Origin of the sequence: Micromonospora sp. WMMD714, assembly GCF_029581315.1 — a bacterium.
Taxonomy (GTDB): Bacteria; Actinomycetota; Actinomycetes; order Mycobacteriales; family Micromonosporaceae; genus Micromonospora; species Micromonospora rifamycinica.
Map to the genome: position 1 here is coordinate 5,968,716 of NZ_CP120744.1, position 21,594 is coordinate 5,990,309.

At 75.9% G+C, this 21,594-nt stretch carries 3 protein-coding genes; all 3 read right to left on the bottom strand.

Going from position 1 to position 21,594, the window contains the following annotated elements; all coding sequences use genetic code 11:
* Positions 1 to 53 precede the first annotated feature (53 nt).
* The 3 genes from O7625_RS25635 to O7625_RS25645 are packed head-to-tail and all read right to left on the bottom strand — an operon-like array spanning position 54 to position 21,568.
* Positions 54 to 10,580 (bottom strand): type I polyketide synthase, encoded by a 10,527-nt coding sequence (locus O7625_RS25635; protein WP_282347089.1) that lies wholly within the window; start codon positions 10,578 to 10,580, stop codon positions 54 to 56.
* A 53-nt stretch (positions 10,581 to 10,633) separates the two neighbouring features.
* The gene (locus tag O7625_RS25640) at positions 10,634 to 16,066 is read right to left on the bottom strand and encodes a type I polyketide synthase (protein ID WP_282342236.1); all 5,433 of its coding nucleotides are present in this window, start codon (positions 16,064 to 16,066) and stop codon (positions 10,634 to 10,636) included.
* 60 nt (positions 16,067 to 16,126) lie between these two features.
* Entirely contained in the window at positions 16,127 to 21,568 is a 5,442-nt protein-coding gene (locus O7625_RS25645) for a type I polyketide synthase (RefSeq protein ID WP_282342237.1), read from the bottom strand.
* Positions 21,569 to 21,594 lie beyond the last annotated feature (26 nt).

Here is a 21,594-nt window from a genome sequence, read left to right on the forward strand (position 1 = left end):
GGCAGCCGATCCGCCGCAGATAGCCGTCCACGTCGAACACGTCGTCACCTCTCTCAGACGGAGATCGCCGCCGGGGCGTCCGCCCGGTCGCCGTACATCAGCTCGTTCAGGTGGGCGGCGATCCGCTCCGGTGTCGGGTGGGTGAAGACGAGATTGGCGGCGATCCGGTGGTGGGTCAGGTCGCGCAGCCTGTTCCGCAGCTCGATGGCGGTGAGCGAGTCGAAACCGACCTCGAACAGCCCCTGGTCCGCCTCGACGTGGTGGCCCGCCCGGTAGCCCAGGACCGCGGCCACCTGCGTCCGTACCAGATCGAGCAGGACCCCGGCCCGCTCGCCGGCCGGCAGCCCGGCCAGCCGCTCGGAGAGCTGCCCGGCCTCGTCGCCGGCCGCGACCCGCGCCTGCTGCCGGCCCGCCCGCACCAGCCCACGCAGCAGGTGCGGCACCGCGCCACCGGCCGCCGCGTCGGCGCGGACGCCGCGCAGGTCCAGCTTCGCGGGCACCAGCGACGGCTGCCCCGACCCGAGGGCGGCGTCGAAGAGCTCCATCCCCTCCTGCGGGGTCAGCGCCAGCAGCCCGCCGCGCCGGGTCATCCGGGACCTGGCGAGCTCGTCGGTGCCGGCCGCCATCCCGCCGGTGGTCTGCTCCCACAGGCCCCAGGCCAGCGACAACCCCGGCAGACCCACCGACCGCCGCTGCGCCATCAACCCGTCCAGGAACGCGTTCGCCGCCGCATAACTGCCACTACCCGCACCCATGAACACCGCCGACACCGACGAGTACACGACGAACGCCGTCAACGGCAGCCCCCGCGTCAACGCGTCCAGGTGCCGCACCGCGTCCACCTTCGGCGCGAACACCTCCGCCAGCCGCTCCGGCGTGATCGTCCCGATCACCCCGGCGTCCGCGACCCCGGCCGTGTGCACCACCGCCGTCGGCGGGTGCTCCGCCAGCAGGGCGGCCACCTGGTCCCGGTCGGCGAGGTCCGCGGCCACCACCACCACCTCGGCACCCTGCCCGGTCAGCTCGGCGACCAGCTCCGCCGCGCCCTCGGCGGCCGGACCCCGCCGGCTGGCCAGCACCAGCCGCCGCACCCCGTGCCGGGTGACCAGGTGCCGGGCCGCCAGCGCGCCCAGCGACCCGGTGCCCCCGGTGACCAGCACCGTCGGATCCGGGCCGAACACCTCCCCGGCGGCCGGCACCTCCCCGGCGGCCCGGGTGAGGCGCGGCACCGACAGCGCCGCGCCGCGCACCGCGACCTGGGGCTCGCCGGAGGCCAGCACCGCACCCCACAGCGCATCCGTCGGCTCCCCGGCGGCCGGGTCGAGGTCGACCAGGACGATCCGGTCGGGGTTCTCTGCCTGGGCGGCCCGCACCAGACCCCACACCGCCGCTCCCGTCGGGTCGGTCACCGCGCCGTCCCCGGCGGGCACCGCGCCCCGGGTGGCGACCACCAACCGCGACTCCTCGAACCCGCCACCGTCGAGCCAGCACTGGACCGCGTCGAGCACCCGGGTGGTCGCCCCCAGCACGTCGTCGCCGCCGACCACCTCCAGGACCGCCGCCGCCGGAGCTTCCGTACGCCCCGACAGCACCTCGTCGGCCAGGGTGGCCACCTCCTCCGCGTCCGCGACGGGCAGCCGGGACGGCGTCGAGCCGACCCGCGGTGACGGCAGCCCGACCCACTCCAGCCGGAACATCGAGTCGGCGAGCGCGGTGCCCGCCGCCGCCGCCAACTGGGCCGTGGACACCGGCCGGCCCACCAGCGACTCCATCGTCACCACCAGGCCACCGGCCTCGTCGGCGGCTTCCAGCGCCATCGCGTCCGGCCCGGGGCTGGTCACCCGCACCCGCAGCACCGCCGCGCCGGCCGCGTGCAGGCGCAGCCCGTTCCACGCGAACGGCAGCGACAGCTCCTGGCCACCCGGCGCGTCGGCGGCGACCGCCGCACCGACGAGGGTCGAGTGCAGGGCCGCGTCCAGCAACGCGGGGTGGATTCCGAACCGGCCCGCCTCCGCACGGTGCTCCTCGGGGAGCGCGACCTCGGCGAAGACCTCGTCCGCCCGCCGCCACACCGCCCGCACGGCCCGGAACGTCGCGCCGTACCCGTAGCCCACCTCGGCGAGCCGGCGGTAGCCGTCGGCGATGTCCAACGGCTCCGCACCGGGGGGCGGCCAGGCGGTGAAGTCGAAGCCACCAGCGGGCCCCTGCGGCGCGGCCACCGCGAGCACGCCGCTGGCGTGCCGCGTCCAGCCGTCCGCGTCGGCGTCCTCACGCTGGGAGAACACCTCGACGGTACGGGCACCGTCAGTGCCCGGCCCGCCCAGGGCGACCTGCACGCGGACCGCGCCCTGCCGGGGCACCACGAGCGGCGCCTCGATCACCAACTCGTCGAGCACCGAACAGCCGGCCTCGTCCCCGGCACGGACCGCCAGCTCGACCAGCCCGGCCCCGGGAACCACCACCACGTCCCGGACGGCGTGGTCGGCCAGCCAGGGGTGCGAACCCAGCGAGAGGCGTGCGGTGACCACCAGGCCGTCGGACTGCGGCAGCCGGACGACCGCGCCGAGCATCGGATGGTCGGCACCGGCCAGCCCCAGGGAGGTGGCGTCGGTGGCGGCCCCGCTGGCGTGCAGCCAGTAGTGCTGGTGGTCGAAGGCGTAGGTCGGCAGGTCGACCCGGGCGGCCGGGACGGGCAGCACGGCGCTCCAGTCCACCGGGACGCCACGGACGGACAACTCCGCCATCGAGGTGAGCAGCCGCCGCTGCCCGCCCTCGCCACGCCGCAACGACCCGACCACCACCGCATCGACGTCGTCGGTGCTCTCGGCGATCGGCTGGACCAGCACCGGGTGCGCGCTGACCTCCACGAAGACCCGGTGCCCCCGGTCGACCAGCTCGGTCACCGCGGCACCGAAACCCACCTGGTGGCGCAGGTTGCGGAACCAGTAGCCGCCGTCGACGACCCCGGCCCCGGAGACCCACTCACCGGTCACCGTGGACAGGAACGGCACCACCGGCGCCTGCGCGCGGATCCCCGCCAACGCCTCGGCGAGGGTGTCCCGGATGCGTTCCACCTGGCGGCTGTGCGAGGCGTAGTCCACCGCGATCCGGCGCACCCGCACGCCGTCGGCGGCGAACGCGTCGAGCGCCTCGTCGAGCGCCCCGGCCTCACCGGCGACCACCACCGAGCCCGGGCCGTTGACCGCGGCCACCTCGACCCGGCCGTCCCACGGCGCGAGCCGGGCGGTCAGCTCGTCCGCCCCCAGGGAGACCGAGGCCATGCCGCCGCGACCGGAGAGGCCCGTGGCGATGGCCTGGCTGCGCAGCGCCACCACCCGGGCCGCGTCCTCCAGGGTCAACGCGCCCGCCACACAGGCCGCCGCGATCTCACCCTGCGAGTGACCCACCACCGCATCCGGCACCACACCCACCGACGACCACACCGCCGCCAACCCCACCATCACCGCGAAACTCACCGGCTGGAGCACGTCCACCCGCTCCATCAGCGCCGGGTCACACTCCCCCCGCAACACCTCCGGCAGCGACCAGTCGACCCACCGCCGCAACGCCGACGCACACTCGGCGATCCGCTCGGCGAACACCGGCGACGAGTCCAGCAGCTCCCGCCCCATGCCCATCCACTGCGCGCCCTGGCCGGGGAAGACCCAGACCAGCTTCCCCGGAACACCCGAGGCCGGCACCCGGCCCACCACCACGTCGGGGGCGCTGCCGCCGTCCGCCAGCGCCCGCAGACCGGCGAGGGCCTCCTCGGTGGACCCCGCCACCACCACGGCCCGCTCCCCGAACACGGCCCGCCCGGACACCAACGCCCGCGCCACCGCCGCCAACGGGACACCGGCGGCGTCCTCGACCGTGGCGGCCAACCGGCGGGCCTGCCCGGCCAGCGAGCCGGCGCTGCGCGCCGACAGCACCAACGGCAGCGGGCCGTCCGGCGTCGCCGCGGCCACCGGGGCGGCCGGCTCGGCCGGCGCGGACGGTTCGACCGGCTCGACCGGCGCCTCCTCGATGATCAGGTGCGCGTTCGTCCCGCTGATCCCGAACGACGACACCCCCGCCCGGCGCGGACGCCCCTCACGCGGCCACTCCCGGGGCCGGGTCAGCAGCTCCACCCCGCCCCCGGACCAGTCCACCTGCGAGGTGGGGGCGTCCACGTGCAACGTCGGCGGGATCACCCCGTGCCGCAGCGCCTGCACCATCTTGATCACCCCGGCGACGCCCGCCGCCGACTGCGCGTGACCGATGTTCGACTTGATCGACCCCAGCCACAGCGGCCGGTCCGGCGACCGGTCCCGCCCGTACGTGGTCAGCAGAGCCTGCACCTCGATCGGATCCCCCAGCGGCGTCCCGGTCCCGTGCCCCTCCACGACGTCCACGTCCGCCGGTTCGAGACCCGCACTGGCCAGCGCCCGGCGGATCACCCGCTGCTGCGACGGCCCGTTCGGCGCGGTCAGCCCGTTGGACGCCCCGTCCTGGTTGACCGCACTGCCCCGCAGCACCGCCAGCACCCGGTGCCCCCGCTCCCGGGCCACCGACAGCCGCTCCAGCACCACCACACCGGCGCCCTCGGCCCACCCGGTGCCGTCCGCGCCGTCCGCGTACGACTTGCACCGGCCGTCCCCGGCCAGGCCACGCTGGCGGGAGAACGCCACGAAGGTGCCCGGCGTCGCCATCACCGTCGCCCCACCGGCCAGCGCCATCGAACACTCGCCCTGGCGCAGCGCCTGCGCGCCGAGGTGCATGGCCACCAGCGAGGACGAGCACGCCGTGTCGATGGTGACCGCCGGCCCCTCGAACCCGAACACGTACGACACCCGGCCGGACGCCACACTGGCCGCCCCCGCCGTGCTCGCGAAGCCCTCCAGCTCGGGCGCGGACACCCCCATCCCGTAGCCCTGGGCGGAGATGCCGGTGAAGACACCGACGTCGCCGCCCCGCAACGAGGTCGGATCGACACCCACGCCCTCCAGCGCCTCCCACGACACCTCCAGCAGCAGCCGCTGCTGCGGATCCATGGCCAGCGCCTCCCGCGGCGAGATCCCGAAGAACCCGGCGTCGAACAGGCCGGCGTCGGCGAGGAAACCGCCCCGGCTGGTGGTGGAGGTGCCCCGGTTGTCGGGATCCGGGTGGAACAGGTCCGTCAGGTCCCAGCCCCGGTCGGTGGGGAAGGGCGACACCCCCTCCCGGCCGTCGCGCACCAGCCGCCACAGGTCGTCCGGGTTGGACACCCCGCCCGGCAGCCGGCAGGCCATGCCCACGATCGCGATCGGCTCGTCCGGGTCCGCCACGGTGGCGACCCGGGTGGGGGCGACAGCCACCCGCTCGCCCAGCACCTCGTGCAGGTAGCGGGCGAGGGCGACCGGGTTCGGGTAGTCGAACACCAGGGTCGCCGGCAGCTTCAGCCCGGTCGCCTCGCGCAGCCGGTTACGCAGCTCCACCGAGGTCAACGAGTCGAAGCCGGCGTCCTTGAACGCGGTGTCCGGGCGTACCGCGTCCGCGCCGGCGTGCCCGAGCACGAACGCGACCTGGCCGCGTACCAGGTGCAGCAGCAGCGCCTCCTGCGCCGCCGGGTCGAGACCGGCCAGCCGGCCCACCAGGTCCTGGTCCCCGGCCGACGCCGCACGCGCCTGCTGGCGGCTCGGCCGGACCAGGCCACGCAGCAGGTACGGCACCTTCGCCCGGCTCGCCCGCAGGTCCAGCTTGACCGGCACCAGCAGCGCCAGGTCGGCGCGGACGGCGGCGTCGAACAGGGCCATGCCCTCGGCGGGCGTGATCGCCAGGACCCCGCCCCGGCTGGCCCGGGCCTGGTCGGCGTCGCCCAGGTGGGCGGTCATCCCGTCGGTCTGCTCCCACAGGCCCCACGCCAGCGACACCCCCGGCAGGCCGGCGGCCCGACGCCGGGCGACCGCCGCGTCCAGGAAGGCGTTCGCCGCCGCGTAGTTGCCCTGCCCGGCGGAGCCGAACACCCCGGACGCGGACGAGAACACCACGAACGCGTCGAGGTCGAGGTCCCGGGTCAGCTCGTCGAGGTGCCGGACCGCGTCCACCTTGGGGGCGAACACGGTGGCCAACCGTTCGGCGGTCAGTGCCTGAAGCACGCCGTCGTCCAGCACGCCCGCGGTGTGCACCACCGCCGTGGGCCGGTGCGCGGCCAGCAGCGCCGCCACCTGGTCGCGGTCGGACACGTCGCCGGCCACGACCGCCACCTGGGCGCCCTGCCCGGTCAGCTCGGCGACCAACTCCCCGGCACCGTCGGCGGCCGGACCCCGCCGGCTGACCAGGACCAGCCGCCGCACGTCGTGCCGGGCCACCAGATGCCGCGCGACCAGCGCGCCCAACGACCCGGTGCCGCCGGTGACCAGGACCGGCCCCGCCCCGCCGAACCCGGCCGGGGCGGTGTCGGGCTCCGCGACCCGGGCCAGCCGGGGCGCCGAGAACGCGGTGCCCCGCACCGCGACCTGGGGCTCCCCCGACGCCAGCACCGGTCCCAGCACCGGGCCGACGGCGCCGTCGGCGTCGAGGTCCAGCAGCACGATCCGGTCCGGGTTCTCGGCCTGCGCCGACCGCGCCAGCCCCCAGACCGCCGCCGCGGCGGCGTCGGCCACCCCGCCGTCACCGGCGGGCACCGCGCCCCGGGTCACCACCACCAGCCGCGCGTCCTGCGGGCCGCTGTCGAGCCACACCTGGAGGACGTCCAGCGCCCGCGCGGTCACCGCCAGCGGGTCGTCCGCGCCGACCGCCTCGAACACCGCCACCGCGGGCGGATCGTCGGTCAGCGCGGTCACGTCGTCGACGGTCGCCACCGCCGCCCAGGACGGCTCGGGTTCCCCGGCGACCACCGGCAGCCCGGTCCACTCCACCCGGAAAAGGGCGTCGCGGGTGCCGGTCGTGTCCCGCTCGTCGACGGCGACCGGCCGGGACACCAGTGAGTCCACCGACACCACCGGGGCGCCGGTGGGGTCCGCCGCCTCCACCGTGATGGCCCCCGGGCCGGCGGGGGCGATCCGCACCCGCAGCGCCGACGCACCGGCGGCGTGCAGCACCATCCCGTTCCAGGCGAACGGCAGCACCGGCGGGCCGGTCTCCTCGGCCGCCGCGGTGCCGAGCATGCCGGCGTGCAGGGCGGAGTCCAGCAGCCCGGGATGGATGCCGAAGCCGGCCGGCACGGCGCCCGCCTCCACCGGGAGCGCGACCTCGGCGAACACCTCGTCACCCCGCCGCCACACCGACCGCAGCCCCTGGAACGACGGGCCGTACGCGTAGCCCCGCTCGGCCAGGTCGGCGTAGAGACCGGCCGCCTCGACCGGCTGCGCGCCCGGCGGCGGCCAGGCGGTGAAGTCGAACCCGGAACTCCGCGCCGCCGGCCCGTCCGACAGCAGGCCGGTGGCGTGCCGGGTCCACTCGTCCTCGTCGTCGTCGCGCAGCGAGTACACGTCCACCGAGCGGGTGCCGTTCTCGCCGGCGGCTCCGACGGCCACCAGCACCCGCACCCCGCCACGCTCCGGGACGAGCATCGGCGTGGAGATGACGAGTTCGTCGAGCACCCCGCAGCCGACCTCGTCGCCCGCGCGGACCGCCAACTCGACCAGCCCGGTCCCGGCCACCAGCACCCGGCCGCCGATCGCGTGGTCGGCCAGCCAGGGATGCGACCGCAGCGACAGCAGCGAGGTGAAGACCAGCCCGTCGGACTGCGGCAGGCGCACCACCGCGCCCAGCAGCGGATGGTCGACGGCGGACTGCCCCAGCGACGTCGCGTCCGCCCCGGACCCGCCCGGCGGCAGCCAGTAGTTCCGCCGGTCGAAGGCGTACGTCGGCAGGTCGACGTGCCCCGCCACCGGCGGCAGCAGCGGGGTCCAGTCGACCGGGACGCCCCGGACGAACAACTCGGCCAGCGCGGTCAGCAGCGTCCGGTCCTCGGGGCGGCCGTCGCGCAGCGCCGGGACGCACCTGACCTCGGCGTCCAGCGCGGCGGCGGTCTCCGCGACCATCGCGGTCAGCGCCGCGCCCGGCCCGAGTTCGACGAACAGGTCCCCGCCCTGCGCCACCGCGGCGGCGATCCCGTCGGCGAACCGGACCGGCCGGCGTACGTGCGCCGCCCAGTACCCCGGGTCGGCGAGCTCGCCCGGCTCCGCGAGCCGGCCGGTCACGTTCGACACCACCGGGATGGTCGGCGGACGCCACGACACCCCGGCCAGCGCCGCGGCGAACCCGGCCAGCATCGGTTCCATCTGGTGCGCGTGGAAGGCGTGCGAGACCACCAGCTGCTTCGCCTTGTAGCCCCGCTCGCGCAGCCGGTCCGCCGCCGCGAGGGTGACGTCGTGGTCGCCGGAGAGCACCACGGAGGACGGGCCGTTCACCGCGGCGAGCTCCACCCGCCCGTCGAGGAGGTCGGCGACCTCGGCCTCTCCCGCGGCCACCGCGACCATCGCCCCGTCCGGCGGCAGCGCCTGCATGAGCCGGCCGCGCGCCGCGACCACCCGGGCCGCGTCGGCCAGCGACAGCACCCCGGCGGCGTACGCGGCGGTGATCTCGCCGATCGAGTGCCCGATCACCAGGTCCGGCCGCACCCCCCACGACTCCACCAGCCGGAACAGCGCGCTCTCCACCGCGAACAGGCCGGCCTGGGTGAACACCGTCTGGTTCAGCAGGTCACCGCTGCGCGGCAGCCGGCCCAGCACCACCTCGCGCACCGGGTGGTCGGTCCAGCCGGCCAGTTCGGCGTCCAGGTGCGCGCAGACCTCGTCCAGCGCCTGCGCGAAGACCGGGTACCGGTCGTACAACTCGCCGCCCATGCCGGCCCGCTGCGAGCCCTGACCCGGGAAGACCAGCACGACCCGGCCGGCCGGACCCGAGCCGGTGACCACCTCGGGAACGGCCTCGCCGCCGGCCAGCGCAGCCAGCGCGGCCACCGCCTGCCCGGTCGTCTCCGCCACCACCACGGCGCGTTCGGCCAGCACCGCCCGTTCGGTCAGCACCGCCCCCGCCACCCGGGCCAGCGGCAGCGTGGTGCCGGTGAGGAAGGAGGCCAGCCGGCCCGCCTGCGCCGCCAGCGAGGCGGCGCTGTGGGCCGACACCACCAGCGGCACCAGCCCGGCGGGCTGCGCCGGCACGGCGTCAGTGGCCGGAGCCGGCACGGCATCGGCGGCCGGAGCCGGCACGGCGTCAGTGGCCGGAGCCGGCACGGGGTCGGCGGCCGGAGCCTCTTCGAGGATCACGTGCGCGTTGGTCCCGCTGATCCCGAAGGCGGAGACCCCGGCCCGCCGCGGGTGGCCGTCGCGCGGCCACTCGCGTACCCCGGTCAGCAGCTCGACGGCGCCCGCCGACCAGTCGACCTGCGGGGTCGGCTCGTCCACGTGCAGCGTGGGCGGCAGCACCCCGTGCCGCAGCGCCTGCACCATCTTGATCACCCCGGCCACGCCCGCCGCCGCCTGGGTGTGGCCGATGTTGGACTTGATCGAGCCGAGCCACAGCGGGCGGCCCGGCCGGCGGCCCTGACCGTAGGTCGCGATGAGCGCCTGCGCCTCGATCGGGTCACCCAGCGCGGTGCCCGTGCCGTGCGCCTCCACGGCGTCCACCTCGGCCGGGGTCAGCCCGGCCCCGGCCAGCGCCTTACGGATCACCCGCTGCTGCGACGGCCCGTTCGGCGCGGTCAACCCGTTGGACGCGCCGTCCTGGTTCACCGCGCTGCCGCGCAGCACCGCCAGCACCCGGTGCCCGCGCTCCCGGGCCACCGACAGCCGCTCCAGCACCAGCACGCCGACGCCCTCGGACCAGCCGGTGCCGTCCGCGGCGGCGGCGAACGCCTTGCTCCGGCCGTCGGCGGCGAGCACCCGCTGCCGGGAGAACGCCACGAACGTGCCCGGGGTCGGCATCACCGTCGCGCCACCGGCCAACGCCATCGAGCACTCCCCCAGCCGCAGCGACTGCGCGGCCAGGTGGATCGCCACCAGCGACGACGAACAGGCGGTGTCGATGGTGACCGCCGGCCCCTCGAACCCGAAGGTGTACGACACCCGGCCGGACGCCACGCTCGACGCCGACCCGGTGCCGGCGAAGGCCTCCAGCTCCGGCGTGATCGACCCGGCCCCGTAGCCCTGGGTGAACACCCCGGAGAACACCCCGACGTCGGTGCCGTGCATCGACGTCGGGTCGACCCCGGCGTCCTCCAGCGCCTCCCACGACGTCTCCAGCAGCAGCCGGTGCTGCGGATCCATCGCCAGCGCCTCCCGCGGGGAGATCCCGAACAGGCCCGCGTCGAACTGCCCCGCGCCCGTCAGGAAGCCACCCTGGCTGGTGTACGAGGTGCCGGGAGCGTCCGGATCCGGGTCGAACAGCCCCTCCAGGGGCCAGCCCCGGTCCTCGGGGAAGTCGGAGAGGGCGTCCACCCCGTCGACGACCAGCCGCCACAGGTCCTCCGGCGAGGCCACGCCACCCGGGAACCGGCACGCCATGCCCACCACGGCCAACGGCTCGTCGGCGTGCCCCGAACCCCGCTGCCGCAGGGTGTGCAGCTCGGCCGTGACGCGCTTGAGGTACTGGAGGAGTTTCTCGTCGGTGGCCATTCTCGTCATGTCCTCACGAAGGTGTCGATGGGGTCCGGCGTCGCGCACCGAGGTCAGGTGAGTCCGAGTTCCGCGTCGATGAAGTCGAGGACGTCGTCGGCGCTGGCGGATTCGAGCTGCTCCGCCACCGAGGCGGCCCCGCCCTGCTCGCGCACCCCGGCGAACCTGGCGACCAGGCCCTGGAGGCGGAGGGTGAGCGCGGAGCGGGCGGACTCGTCGAGCGCCAGGTCGCCGATCAGCGACTCGACCTCCTCGATCCGGGTGGTGACCTGGGTCAGCGCGTCACCGCCGGTGCCCAGCTCGTCGCGCAGGTGCCGGGCCAGGGCGGCCGGGGTGGGATAGTCGAAGGCCATCGTGGCCGGCAGCTTCAGGCCGGTCGCCTCGCGCAGCCGGTTGCGCAGCTCCACCGAGGTCAGCGAGTCGAAGCCGGCGTCCTTGAACGCGCCGTCCGCCCGGACGGCCGCCGCACCGGAGTAGCCGAGCACCACCGCCACCTGTGCCCGCACCAGATCGAGCAGCAGCGCCTCCTGCTCCGCCGGGGAGCGTCCGGCGAGCCGCTGAGCCCACCCGCCGTCGCCGCCGGCCGCGCGCCGCGCCTGCTGCCGGGCGGGCTTCACCAGGGCACGCAGCAGGTGGGGCACCACCCCGCCGGCGCGCAACTGCCGCAGGTCGAGCTTGACCGGCACCAGCAGCGCCGGCCCGGCCGCCAGCGCGGCGTCGAACAGGTCGACGCCCTCCGCCGCGGTGATCGGCCGTACGCCGCCCCGGCTCATCCGGGCCTGGTCCGCCCCGCCGAGGTGCGCGGTCATGCCGGTGGCCTGCTCCCACAGGCCCCACGCCAGCGACACCCCGGGCAGGCCGGCGGCCCGGCGGTTCGCCATCGCGGCGTCCAGGAAGGCGTTCGCCGCCGCGTAGTTGCCCTGGCCGGGGGAGCCGAACACCCCCGAACCGGAGGAGAAGACCACGAACGCGTCGAGGTCCAGGTCCCGGGTCAGCTCGTCGAGATGCCGTACGGCGTCCACCTTGGGGGCGAACACCCGGGCCAGCCGCTGCGGGGTCAACGCCTCGATCACCCCGTCGTCCAGCACCCCCGCCGTGTGCACCACCCCGGTCGGGCGGTGTCGCGCCAGCAGGGCCGCCACGTCGTCGCGGCGGGACAGGTCACCGGCGACCACCGTCACCTCGGCGCCCTGCCCGGTCAGCTCGGCGACCAGGTCGGCCATGCCCTCGGCGTCCGGTCCGCGCCGGCTGGCCAGCACCAGCCGTCGGACGCCGTGCCGGTACACCAGGTGCCGGGCCGTCAACACCCCGAGCACACCCGCGCCGGACACCAGCACCGTCGCGTCCGGACCGAATCCGGCGGGGGTCTCCGGCACGGGCGCGTCGACCCGGGCCAGGCGCGGGACGAAGAGCGCCCCCGCGCGGACGGCGACCTCCGGCTCCCCGCTGGCCAGCACCGCGCCCAGCACCTCGTCCACGGCACCGTCGGCGTCCGGGTCGAGCAGGACGATCCGGTCCGGGTTCTCCGCCTGGGCGGAACGCACCAGGCCCCACACCGCCGCCGCGGTCGGATCGACCACCGCCCCGTCGCCGACCGGTGCCGCCCCCCGCACCACCACCAGCAGCCGCGGCTGCTCCGTGCGGGCGAGCCGGTCCTGGAGCGCGGCCAACGCCTGCGCGGTCACGGCGAGGGCGTCGGCACCGCCGGCCACCTCCAGCACCTCGACGTCGGGTCGGGGCCCGGCCGGCTCCGTCGTGGCGGGCAGTCGGGTCCACTTCACCCGGAACAACGCGTCCCGCGTCGGCGTCGCGGCGGCCGGCCCCGCGACGGGGACCGGCCTGAACGCCACCGACCCGACCGTCAGCACCGGGCTGCCGGTCCCGTCGGCCGCCGCCAGCGCGACGTCGCCGTCCGCGCCGGGCACCAGCCGGACCCGCAGTGCCGGGGCACCGGCCGCGTGCAGGGCCAGCCCGGTCCAGTCCGCCGGCAGCCACGGCCCGTCCGACCCGTCCCCCGGGGTGGGCGGGGCCGCGTGCAGGGCCGCGTCCAGCAGCGCCGGATGGATCCCGAAACCGTCGGCGTCCGTACCCACGTCGTCCGGCAGGGCGACCTCGGCGAACACCTCGTCGCCGCGCTCCCACACCGCGCGCAGCCCCTGGAACGCGGGACCGTAGGCGTACCCCCGGGCGGCCAGCTCGGCGTAGCGGTCGGCCGGGTCGACCTGCTGGGCACCGGCCGGCGGCCACGCGGTGAAGTCGAACCCCGGGTCCGGTGGGGATCCGGCGGAGAGCGTGCCCCGGGCGTGCCGGGTCCAGCCGTCGTCCACCCCGTCGGGCAGCGCGTGCACCTCGACCGTGCGGGTGCCGTCGTCCGCCGGCCCGCCCACTGTCACCTGCACCCGGACCCCGCCCTCCTCGGGCAGCACCAGCGGCGCTTCGGTCACCAGCCGGTCGAGCGTCGGGCAGCCCACCTCGTCGCCGGCCCGCACCGCGAACTCCACCAACGCGCTGCCGGGCAGCACCGGCACCCCGTCCACGCCGTGGTCGGCGAGCCAGGGGTGGGCGCGCAGCGACAGCCACGCGGTGAACACCCGGCCGTCGGACCCGGGCAGCGCGACGGTCGCCCCGAGCAGCGGATGCTCCGTCGGCCACTGGCCGAGCGACGCCGCGTCGGTCGCGGCCTCCTCGGAACGGAGCCAGAAGTGCTCGTGGTCGAAGGCGTAGGTCGGCAGGTCGAGGTGCCCGGTGGCGGGGGGCAGGATGCCGTGCCAGTCGACCGGGACACCGTGGACGAACACCTCGGCCATGGAGGTCAGCAACCGGCGCGGGCCGCCGTCGTCACGACGCAGCGTCCCGGTCACCACGACGTCGGCGTCGTCGACGGTCTCGCTGATCGGCTGGACCAGCACCGGGTGGGCGCTCACCTCGACGAACACCCGGTACCCCTGCTCCACCAGGTCGGCCACCGCCGGCCCGAACCCCACCTGCCGGCGCAGGTTCTCGTACCAGTAGCCACCGTCCACCACCCCGGCGTCGCGGATCCAGCTGCCGGTCACCGTCGAGCGGAACGGCACCACCGGGGCCCGGGCGGTGATCGGGGCCAGCATGTCGGCGAGGGCGTCGCGGATGTCCTCCACGTGCCGGCTGTGCGAGGCGTAGTCCACCGCCACCCGCCGTACCCGGACCTCCTGCCCGGCCAACGCCGCCAGCGCCTCGTCCAACGCCTCGGCGTCCCCGGCGATCACCAGCGACGTGGGGCTGTTCACCGCCGCCACCTCGACCCGGTCCGCCCAGGGCCGCAACCGGTCGAGGGCGTCCTCCTCGGCCAGCGCGACCGAGGCCATCCCACCCCGGCCGGACAGCTTCGCGGCGATGGCCTGGCTGCGCAGCGCCACCACCCGGGCCGCGTCGTCGAGGGACAGCGCCCCCGCCACGCAGGCCGCCGCGATCTCGCCCTGCGAGTGGCCGACCACCGCGTCGGGCACCACGCCCACCGAGGTCCACACCGCCGCCAGCCCCAGCATCACCGCGAAGCTGGCCGGCTGGAGCACGTCGACCCGGTCGGCCAGCCCCGGATCGACGTCACCACGCAGCACGTCGACCAGCGACCAGTCGATCCACGGCGTCAGCGCGGCGTCGACCTCGGCAATCCGGGCGGCGAAGACGGGGGACGTGTCGAGCAGCTCCCGGCCCATCCCGACCCACTGGGTTCCCTGCCCGGGGAACACCCACACGACCTTGCCCGCCGACCCCGAACCGGTCAGCACGCCGGCGGCGGTCTCGCCCCGGGCCAGCGCGGCCAACCCGGCCGAGGCCTCCCCGACCGTGCCGGCGACCACCACGGCGCGTTCGTCCCACCGGGTCCGGTCCGTGACCAACGCGCCGGCCACCTCCGCCAGCGGCACCGGGGACGACTCCAGGTACGCCCCGAGCCGGGCGGCCTGCCCGGCCAACGACCCGGCGGTGCGGGCTGTCACCACCAGCGGCACCACGCCGGGCGCGGGCGTCGCCGCGACGATCGTCGGCGTCTCCGCGACGGCAGCCGGCGTCTCCGCGCCCGACACCGGCAGCTCCGCGTCGGACGCCTCGGCGGCCTCCTCCGGCGCCTCCTCGATGATCAGGTGGGCGTTGGTCCCGCTGATCCCGAAGGACGACACCCCGGCGCGGCGCGGCCGGTCGCCGCGCGGCCACGGACGGGCCTCGGTCAGCAGCTCCACCGCGCCCGCCGACCAGTCGACCTCGGTGCTCGGCTGCTGCACGTGCAGGGTGGGCGGCAACACGCCGTGCCGCAACGCCTGCACCATCTTGATCACGCCGGCCACCCCGGCCGCCGCCTGGGTGTGCCCGATGTTCGACTTCACCGAGCCCAGCCACAACGGCTGCTGCGGATCCCGGCCCTGGCCGTAGGTGGCCAGCAACGCCTGCGCCTCGATCGGATCACCCAGCACCGTGCCGGTGCCGTGACCCTCCACCACGTCCACCTCGGACGCCGCCAACCCCGCACTCGCCAACGCCGCCCGGATCACCCGCTGCTGCGACGGACCATTCGGCGCCGTCAACCCGTTCGACGCACCATCCTGATTCACCGCCGAACCCCGCAACACCGCCAACACCCGATGCCCACGCTCCCGCGCCACCGACAACCGCTCCAACAACACCACCCCCACCCCCTCCGCCAACCCCATCCCGTCCGCACCCTCCGCGAACGCCTTGCACCGCCCGTCCGCCGCCAACCCCCGCTGCCGGGAGAAGGACAGGAAGGAACCCGGCTGGGCCATCACCATCGCCCCGCCGGCCAGCGCCGCCGAGCACTCGCCCTGCCGCAGCGCCTGCACGGCCAGGTGCATCGCCACCAGCGACGACGAGCAGCCGGTGTCCACCGTGACCGCGGGCCCCTCGAACCCGAACACGTAGGACACCCGGCCGGTCGCGATGCACGGCGCGGCACCCGTACCGGCGAAGCCCTCCAGCTCCGGTGCGACCGGGCGACCCGAGCCGGCCCCGTAGCCCTGACTGGACAGCCCGGTGAACACCCCGACGTCGCTGCCGCGCCAGGACCACGGGTCGACGCCCGCCCGTTCCATCGCCTCCCAGGAGGTCTCCAGCAGCAGCCGCTGCTGGGGGTCCATCGCCAGCGCCTCCCGCGGGGAGATCCCGAAGAACCCGGCGTCGAACCGGCCCGCGCCGTCGAGGAAACCGCCCCGGCTCGTGTACGACGTGCCCGGCCGGTCCGGATCGGGGTCGAACAGGGCGTCGAGGTCCCAGCCCCGGTCGGTGGGGAAGCCGGCGACCGCGTCGACCCCGTCGGCCACCACCCGCCACAGCTCCTCGGGCGAGGTCACCCCGCCCGGATACCGGCAGGCCATCCCGACGATCGCGATCGGCTCCCGGGCCTGGTCCTCGACCTCGCGCAGCCGCCTGCGGGCGTCGCGGGCGTCACCGATGGCCCTCCTGAGGTAGTCGCGGAGTTGTACCTCGTCAGCCATGGAAAGTCAGCTCCCCGGGATGTCCGTGTGTCCGATTGCCGGTCTGCGGTGGTGCGGTGGTCAGGCGAAGCGGTCGACGAGCGCGAAGAGCTCCTCGTCGCTGGCGGTGTCGAGGTCGTCGTCGGAGGGGCCGGGATCGGCCGCCGCCTCGGCCGCGTTCAGCAGCTCCCGCAGGCGGGCGGTGATCCGGTCGCGGGCCTGCCCGTCCCCGGCGACGGCACCGATCGCCGGGGCCAGGCCGTCGAGACCGGCCAGCACGGAGTCGACCGGCGACACCTCCTCGACGGCGATCTCCCCGCGCAGGTGCCGGGCCAGGGCCTGCGCGTTCGGGTAGTCGAAGACCAGCGTCGCCGGCAGCTTCAGCCCGGTCGCCTCGCGCAGCCGGTTACGCAGCTCCACCGAGGTCAGCGAGTCGAACCCGGCGTCCTTGAACGCCGCGTCCGGCCGCACCGCGCCCGCCTCGGCGTGCCCGAGCACCACGGCGACCTGGGTCCGTACCACGTCCAACAGCAGCGCCTCCTGCTCGGCCGGGGTGAGCCCGGCGAGCCGGCGGGCCAGCCCACCGTCCCCGCCGGTCGCGGCCCGCGCGGACTGCCGGCCCGTCCGGACCAGGCCACGCAGCAGGTGCGGCACGCCGCCACCGGCGAGGGCGTCGGCCCGTACCTCCCGCAGGTCCAGCCGGACCGGCACCAGCAGGCCCGGACCGCAGGCCAGGGCGGCGTCGAACAGCTCCATGCCGTCCACGGACCCGAGGCCACGGACCCCACCGCGCCCCTCCCGCCGGCTCATCCGGTCCAGGGTGACCTGGTCGATGGTGTCCGCCATCCCGGTGAGCTGCTGCCACGGCCCCCAGGCCAGCGACAAGCCGGGCAGGCCCGCCGCCCGTCGCTGGGTCATCAGGCCGTCCAGGTACGCGTTGGCCGCCGCGTAGCCGCCACTGCCCGCACCCATGAAGATCGACGAGGCGGACGAGTAGGCCACGAACGCGTCGAGGGCGAGGTCACGGCTCAACTCGTCCAGGTGCCGCACCGCGTCGACCTTCGGGGCGAACACCCGGGCCAGCTTCTCCGGGGTCAACGCCCCGACGACGCCGGCGTCGAACACCCCCGCCGTGTGCACGATCGCGGTCGGCCGCTCCCCCGCCAGCAGGGCGGCGACCTGCTCCCGGTCGGACAGGTCACCGGCCCACACCGACACCTCGGCGCCCTGCGCGGTCAGCTCGGTGACCAGCTCGGCCACCCCGTCGGCGGCGCGGCCCCGACGGCTGGCCAGCACCAGCCGCCGTACCCCGTGCCGGCCGACCAGGTGCCGGGCCGCGAGCGCGCCCAACGTGCCGGCCCCCGAGATCAGCACCGTCGACTCCGGACCGAACCCGGACGCGACGTCCGGGTCCGGGGTGACCCGGGCGAGACGCGGCACGGACAGGGTGGTCCCCCGCACCGCCACCTGCGGCTCACCGCTGGCCAGCACCGCGCCCAGCACCGCCTCCGGGCCGTCGGCGGCGGCCGGATCGCCGTCCAGCAGCACGATCCGGTCCGGGTTCTCCACCTGGGCGGCCCGCACCAGACCCCACACCGCCGAGGCGGCCGGATCGGTCACCGTGCCGTCCCCGGCGGGCATCGCGCCCCGGGTGGCCACCACCAGCCTCGACTCGTCCCGCTCGCCCGCGGCCAGCCAGGCCTGCACGACCGCCAGGACCCGCGACGTCACGGCCAGCGCGTCGCCGGCACCGACCGCCGTCAACACCACCGCCGCGGGCGGGTCGGTCAGGGCGGCCACGTCGTCGGGGCCGTCCACCGCCACCCAGGACGGCGACGGGCGTCCGCCGGCCGGGGGCAGCTCGGTCCAGTCGACCTGGAACAGCGCGTCGGTCCCGGCCGGATCCACCTGCCCGGTGGCCACCGCGCGCAACACCAGCGAGTCCATCGTCAGGACCGGCCCGCCGGTCTGGTCGGCGGCCTCGACGACCATCGTGTCCGGTCCACCGGTGGTGACCCGGACCCGCAGCGCCGACGCGCCCACGGCGTGCAGCACCAGCCCGTTCCAGGCGAACGGCATCACCGACCGCCCGGGTTGCTCGGCCGGCCCGGCCGCCGCGGCGGCGACGGTGCCGGTCTGCAGGGCGGCGTCCAGCAGCGCCGGGTGCAGGCCGTACCCGGCGGCCTCGGCGCGGTGCTCCTCGGGCAGGGCGACGTCGGCGAACACCTCGTCGCCGCGCCGCCACACCGTCCGCACCCCCTGGAACGCCGGTCCGTAGCCGTAACCCCGTTCCACCAGGTCGGCGTAGAAGTCGCCGACCTCGACCCGCTGCGCGCCCGGGGGCGGCCACGCGGTGAAGTCGAACCGGTCGCCGGTGTCACCCGACCGCGCCGACAGCGTGCCGGTGGCGTGCCGGGTCCACCCGTCGGCGGTGTCGTCGCGCAGCGAGTACACGTCCACCTGGCGTACGCCGTTGTCGTCCGGTCCGCCCACCGCGACCTGGACCCGCACGCCGCCGTGTTCCGGCACCACCAGCGGTGTCTCCGTGACGAGCTCGTCCAGCACCGGGCAGCCCACCTCGTCGCCGGCCCGCAGGGCCAGCTCCACCAGGCCGGTGCCGGGGAAGAGCACCACCCCGCCGATGGCGTGGTCGCCCAGCCAGGGATGCGACCGCACCGAAAGCTGCGTGGTGAGGACCACCCCGTCGGACTGGGGCAGCCGCACCACCGCGCCCAGCAGCGGGTGGTCCGTCGTGGCCTGGCCCAGCGCCGTCGCGTCGGTCGCCGTGTCGGCCGACCGGAGCCAGTAGTGCCGGTGGTCGAAGGCGTAGGGGGGCAGCTCCACCCGGGCCGACGTCGCCCCGGCCGGCAGCCACCGGGTCCAGTCCACCGGCACGCCCCGGACGAACAGCTCGGCCAGCGAGACGAGCATCCGGCGCGGGCCACCGTCGTCACGGCGCAGCGAGCCGGTGACCAGCACGTCCGCGTCGTCCACCAGCTCGTTGACCGGCTGGACCAGCACCGGGTGGGAGCTGACCTCCAGGAAGATCCGGAACTGCCGGTCGAGCAGGTCCGCCACCGCCGGGGCGAACCGGACCTGGTGGCGCAGGTTGCGGTACCAGTACCCGCCGTCGAGCACCCCGGCGTCGGTGATCCACTCGCCGGTCACGGTCGACCGGAACGGCACCGTCGGCGCCTGCGCGGTGATCCCGGCCAGCGCCCCGGCCAGCGTGTCCTCGATGTCCGCCACGTGCCGCGAGTGCGAGGCGTAGTCCACCGCCACCCGCCGTACCCCGACGTCCTGGCCCGCCAGCGACTCCAGCGCCTCGTCCAGCGCCTCGGCGTCCCCGGCGACCACCACCGACGTCGGGCCGTTCACCGCCGCCACCTCGACCCGGTCGGCCCACGGCGCCAGCCGGGCGAGCGCGTCGTCCTCGCTCAGCGCCACCGTCGCCATGCCGCCCTTTCCGGACAGCGTGGCGGCGATGGCCCGGCTGCGCAGCGCCACCACCCGGGCGGCGTCGTCGAGGGACAGCGCCCCCGCCACGCAGGCCGCCGCGATCTCGCCCTGCGAGTGGCCCAGCACGGCGTCGGGTCGTACGCCGACCGACGTCCACACCGCGGCCAGGCCGACCATCACCGCGAAGCTGGCCGGCTGGAGCACGTCGACCCGGGCGGCCAGCTCGGGGTCGGCCTCGCCGCGCAGCACCTCCTCCAGCGACCAGTCGATCCACGGTGCCAGGGCGGTCGCGCACTCGGCGATCCGGGCGGCGAACACCGGCGAGGAGTCCAGCATTTCCCGGCCCATCCCGGTCCACTGCGAGCCCTGACCCGGGAAGACCCAGACCAGCTTCCCGGGGGCGCGGGCCCCGCCGGTCACCACCCCGGCGGCGTCCTCCCCGCGGGCGAGGGCACCGAGCCTGGTCACCGCCTCCTCGGTCGACTCCGCCACCACGACGGCGCGGTCGTCGAACACCGCCCGGCCGGCGACCAACGTGGCGGCCACCTCCCCGAGCGGCGGCCTGGCCGTGGCGAGGAACCCGGCCAGCCGCTCCGCCTGACCGGCCAGCGCCCCCGCGCCGCGCGCCGTCACCACCAACGGCAGCACCCCGGACGCCGGCGGCTCGCCAGCCGGCTCCTCGTCGGGGGCCTCCTCGATGATCAGGTGGGCGTTGGTCCCGCTGACCCCGAACGACGACACCCCGACCCGGCGCGGATGCCCGTCACGCGGCCACGGACGGGCCTCGGTCAGCAGCTCCACCGCCCCCTCGGACCAGTCCACCCCGGTGCTGGGCGCGTCGACGTGCAGGGTGGGCGGCAGCACCCCGTGCCGCAACGCCTGCACCACCTTGATCACACTGGCCACCCCGGCCGCCGCCTGCGCGTGACCGACGTTCGACTTCAACGACCCGAGCCAGAGCGGTCGCTGCGGATCCCGGCCCTGGCCGTAGGTGGCCAGCAGCGCCTGCGCCTCGATCGGATCGCCGAGGGACGTGCCGGTGCCGTGACCCTCCACCACGTCCACCTCGGACGCCGCCAACCCCGCACTCGCCAACGCCGCCCGGATCACCCGCTGCTGCGACGGACCATTCGGCGCCGTCAACCCGTTCGACGCACCATCCTGATTCACCGCCGAACCCCGCAACACCGCCAACACCCGATGCCCACGCTCCCGCGCCACCGACAACCGCTCCAACAACACCACCCCCACCCCCTCCGCCAACCCCATCCCGTCCGCACCCTCCGCGAACGCCTTGCACCGCCCGTCCGCCGCCAACCCCCGCTGCCGGGAGAACACGACGAAGGAGTTGGGGCTGGACATCACCATCACGCCGCCGGCCAGCGCCATCGAGCACTCGCCCTGCCGCAGCGCCTGCGCCGCCAGGTGCATCGCCACCAGCGACGACGAGCAGGCGGTGTCCACCGTCACCGCGGGCCCCTCGAACCCGAACACGTACGACACCCGGCCCGAGGCGACACTCGACGCCACCCCGGTTCCGGCGAAGCTCTGCATCTCCGGCCCGATCGGGCCGGAGCCGTAGCCCTGCGGGGCGGTGCCGACGAACACGCCGACGTCGGTGCCCTTCAGCGTGGTCGGGTCGACGGCGGCGTTCTCGAACGCCTCCCAGGAGGCCTCCAGCAGCAGCCGCTGCTGCGGGTCCATGGCCAGCGCCTCGCGCGGCGAGATGCCGAAGAACCCGGCGTCGAACAGGCCCGCCTCGTGCAGGAAGCCACCCTGGTCGACGTACGAGGTGCCCGAGTTGTCGGGGTCCGGGTCGAACAGGTTGTCCAGGTCCCAGCCCCGGTCGGTGGGGAAACCGGACACCGCGTCCCGGCCCTCGGACACCAGCCGCCACAGGTCCGCCGGCCCGGCCACCCCGCCCGGGAGGCGACAGGCCATCCCGACGATGGCGATCGGCTCCCGGGACGCGCCGAGGAGCTGCCGGTTGCGCTTCTTCAGCTCACCGGCCTCGGCCACCGACCGCCGCAACGCCTCGACGACCTTCTCGTACGACGCACTCACCAGAGGTCTCCCATTCCTCGCAAGCC

Coding starts and splice junctions, on each gene's coding strand:
- O7625_RS25635 (WP_282347089.1), bottom strand. CDS start 10,580: ATGGCCACCGACGAGAAACTCCTCCAGTACCTCAAGCGCGTCACGGCC.
- O7625_RS25640 (WP_282342236.1), bottom strand. CDS start 16,066: ATGGCTGACGAGGTACAACTCCGCGACTACCTCAGGAGGGCCATCGGT.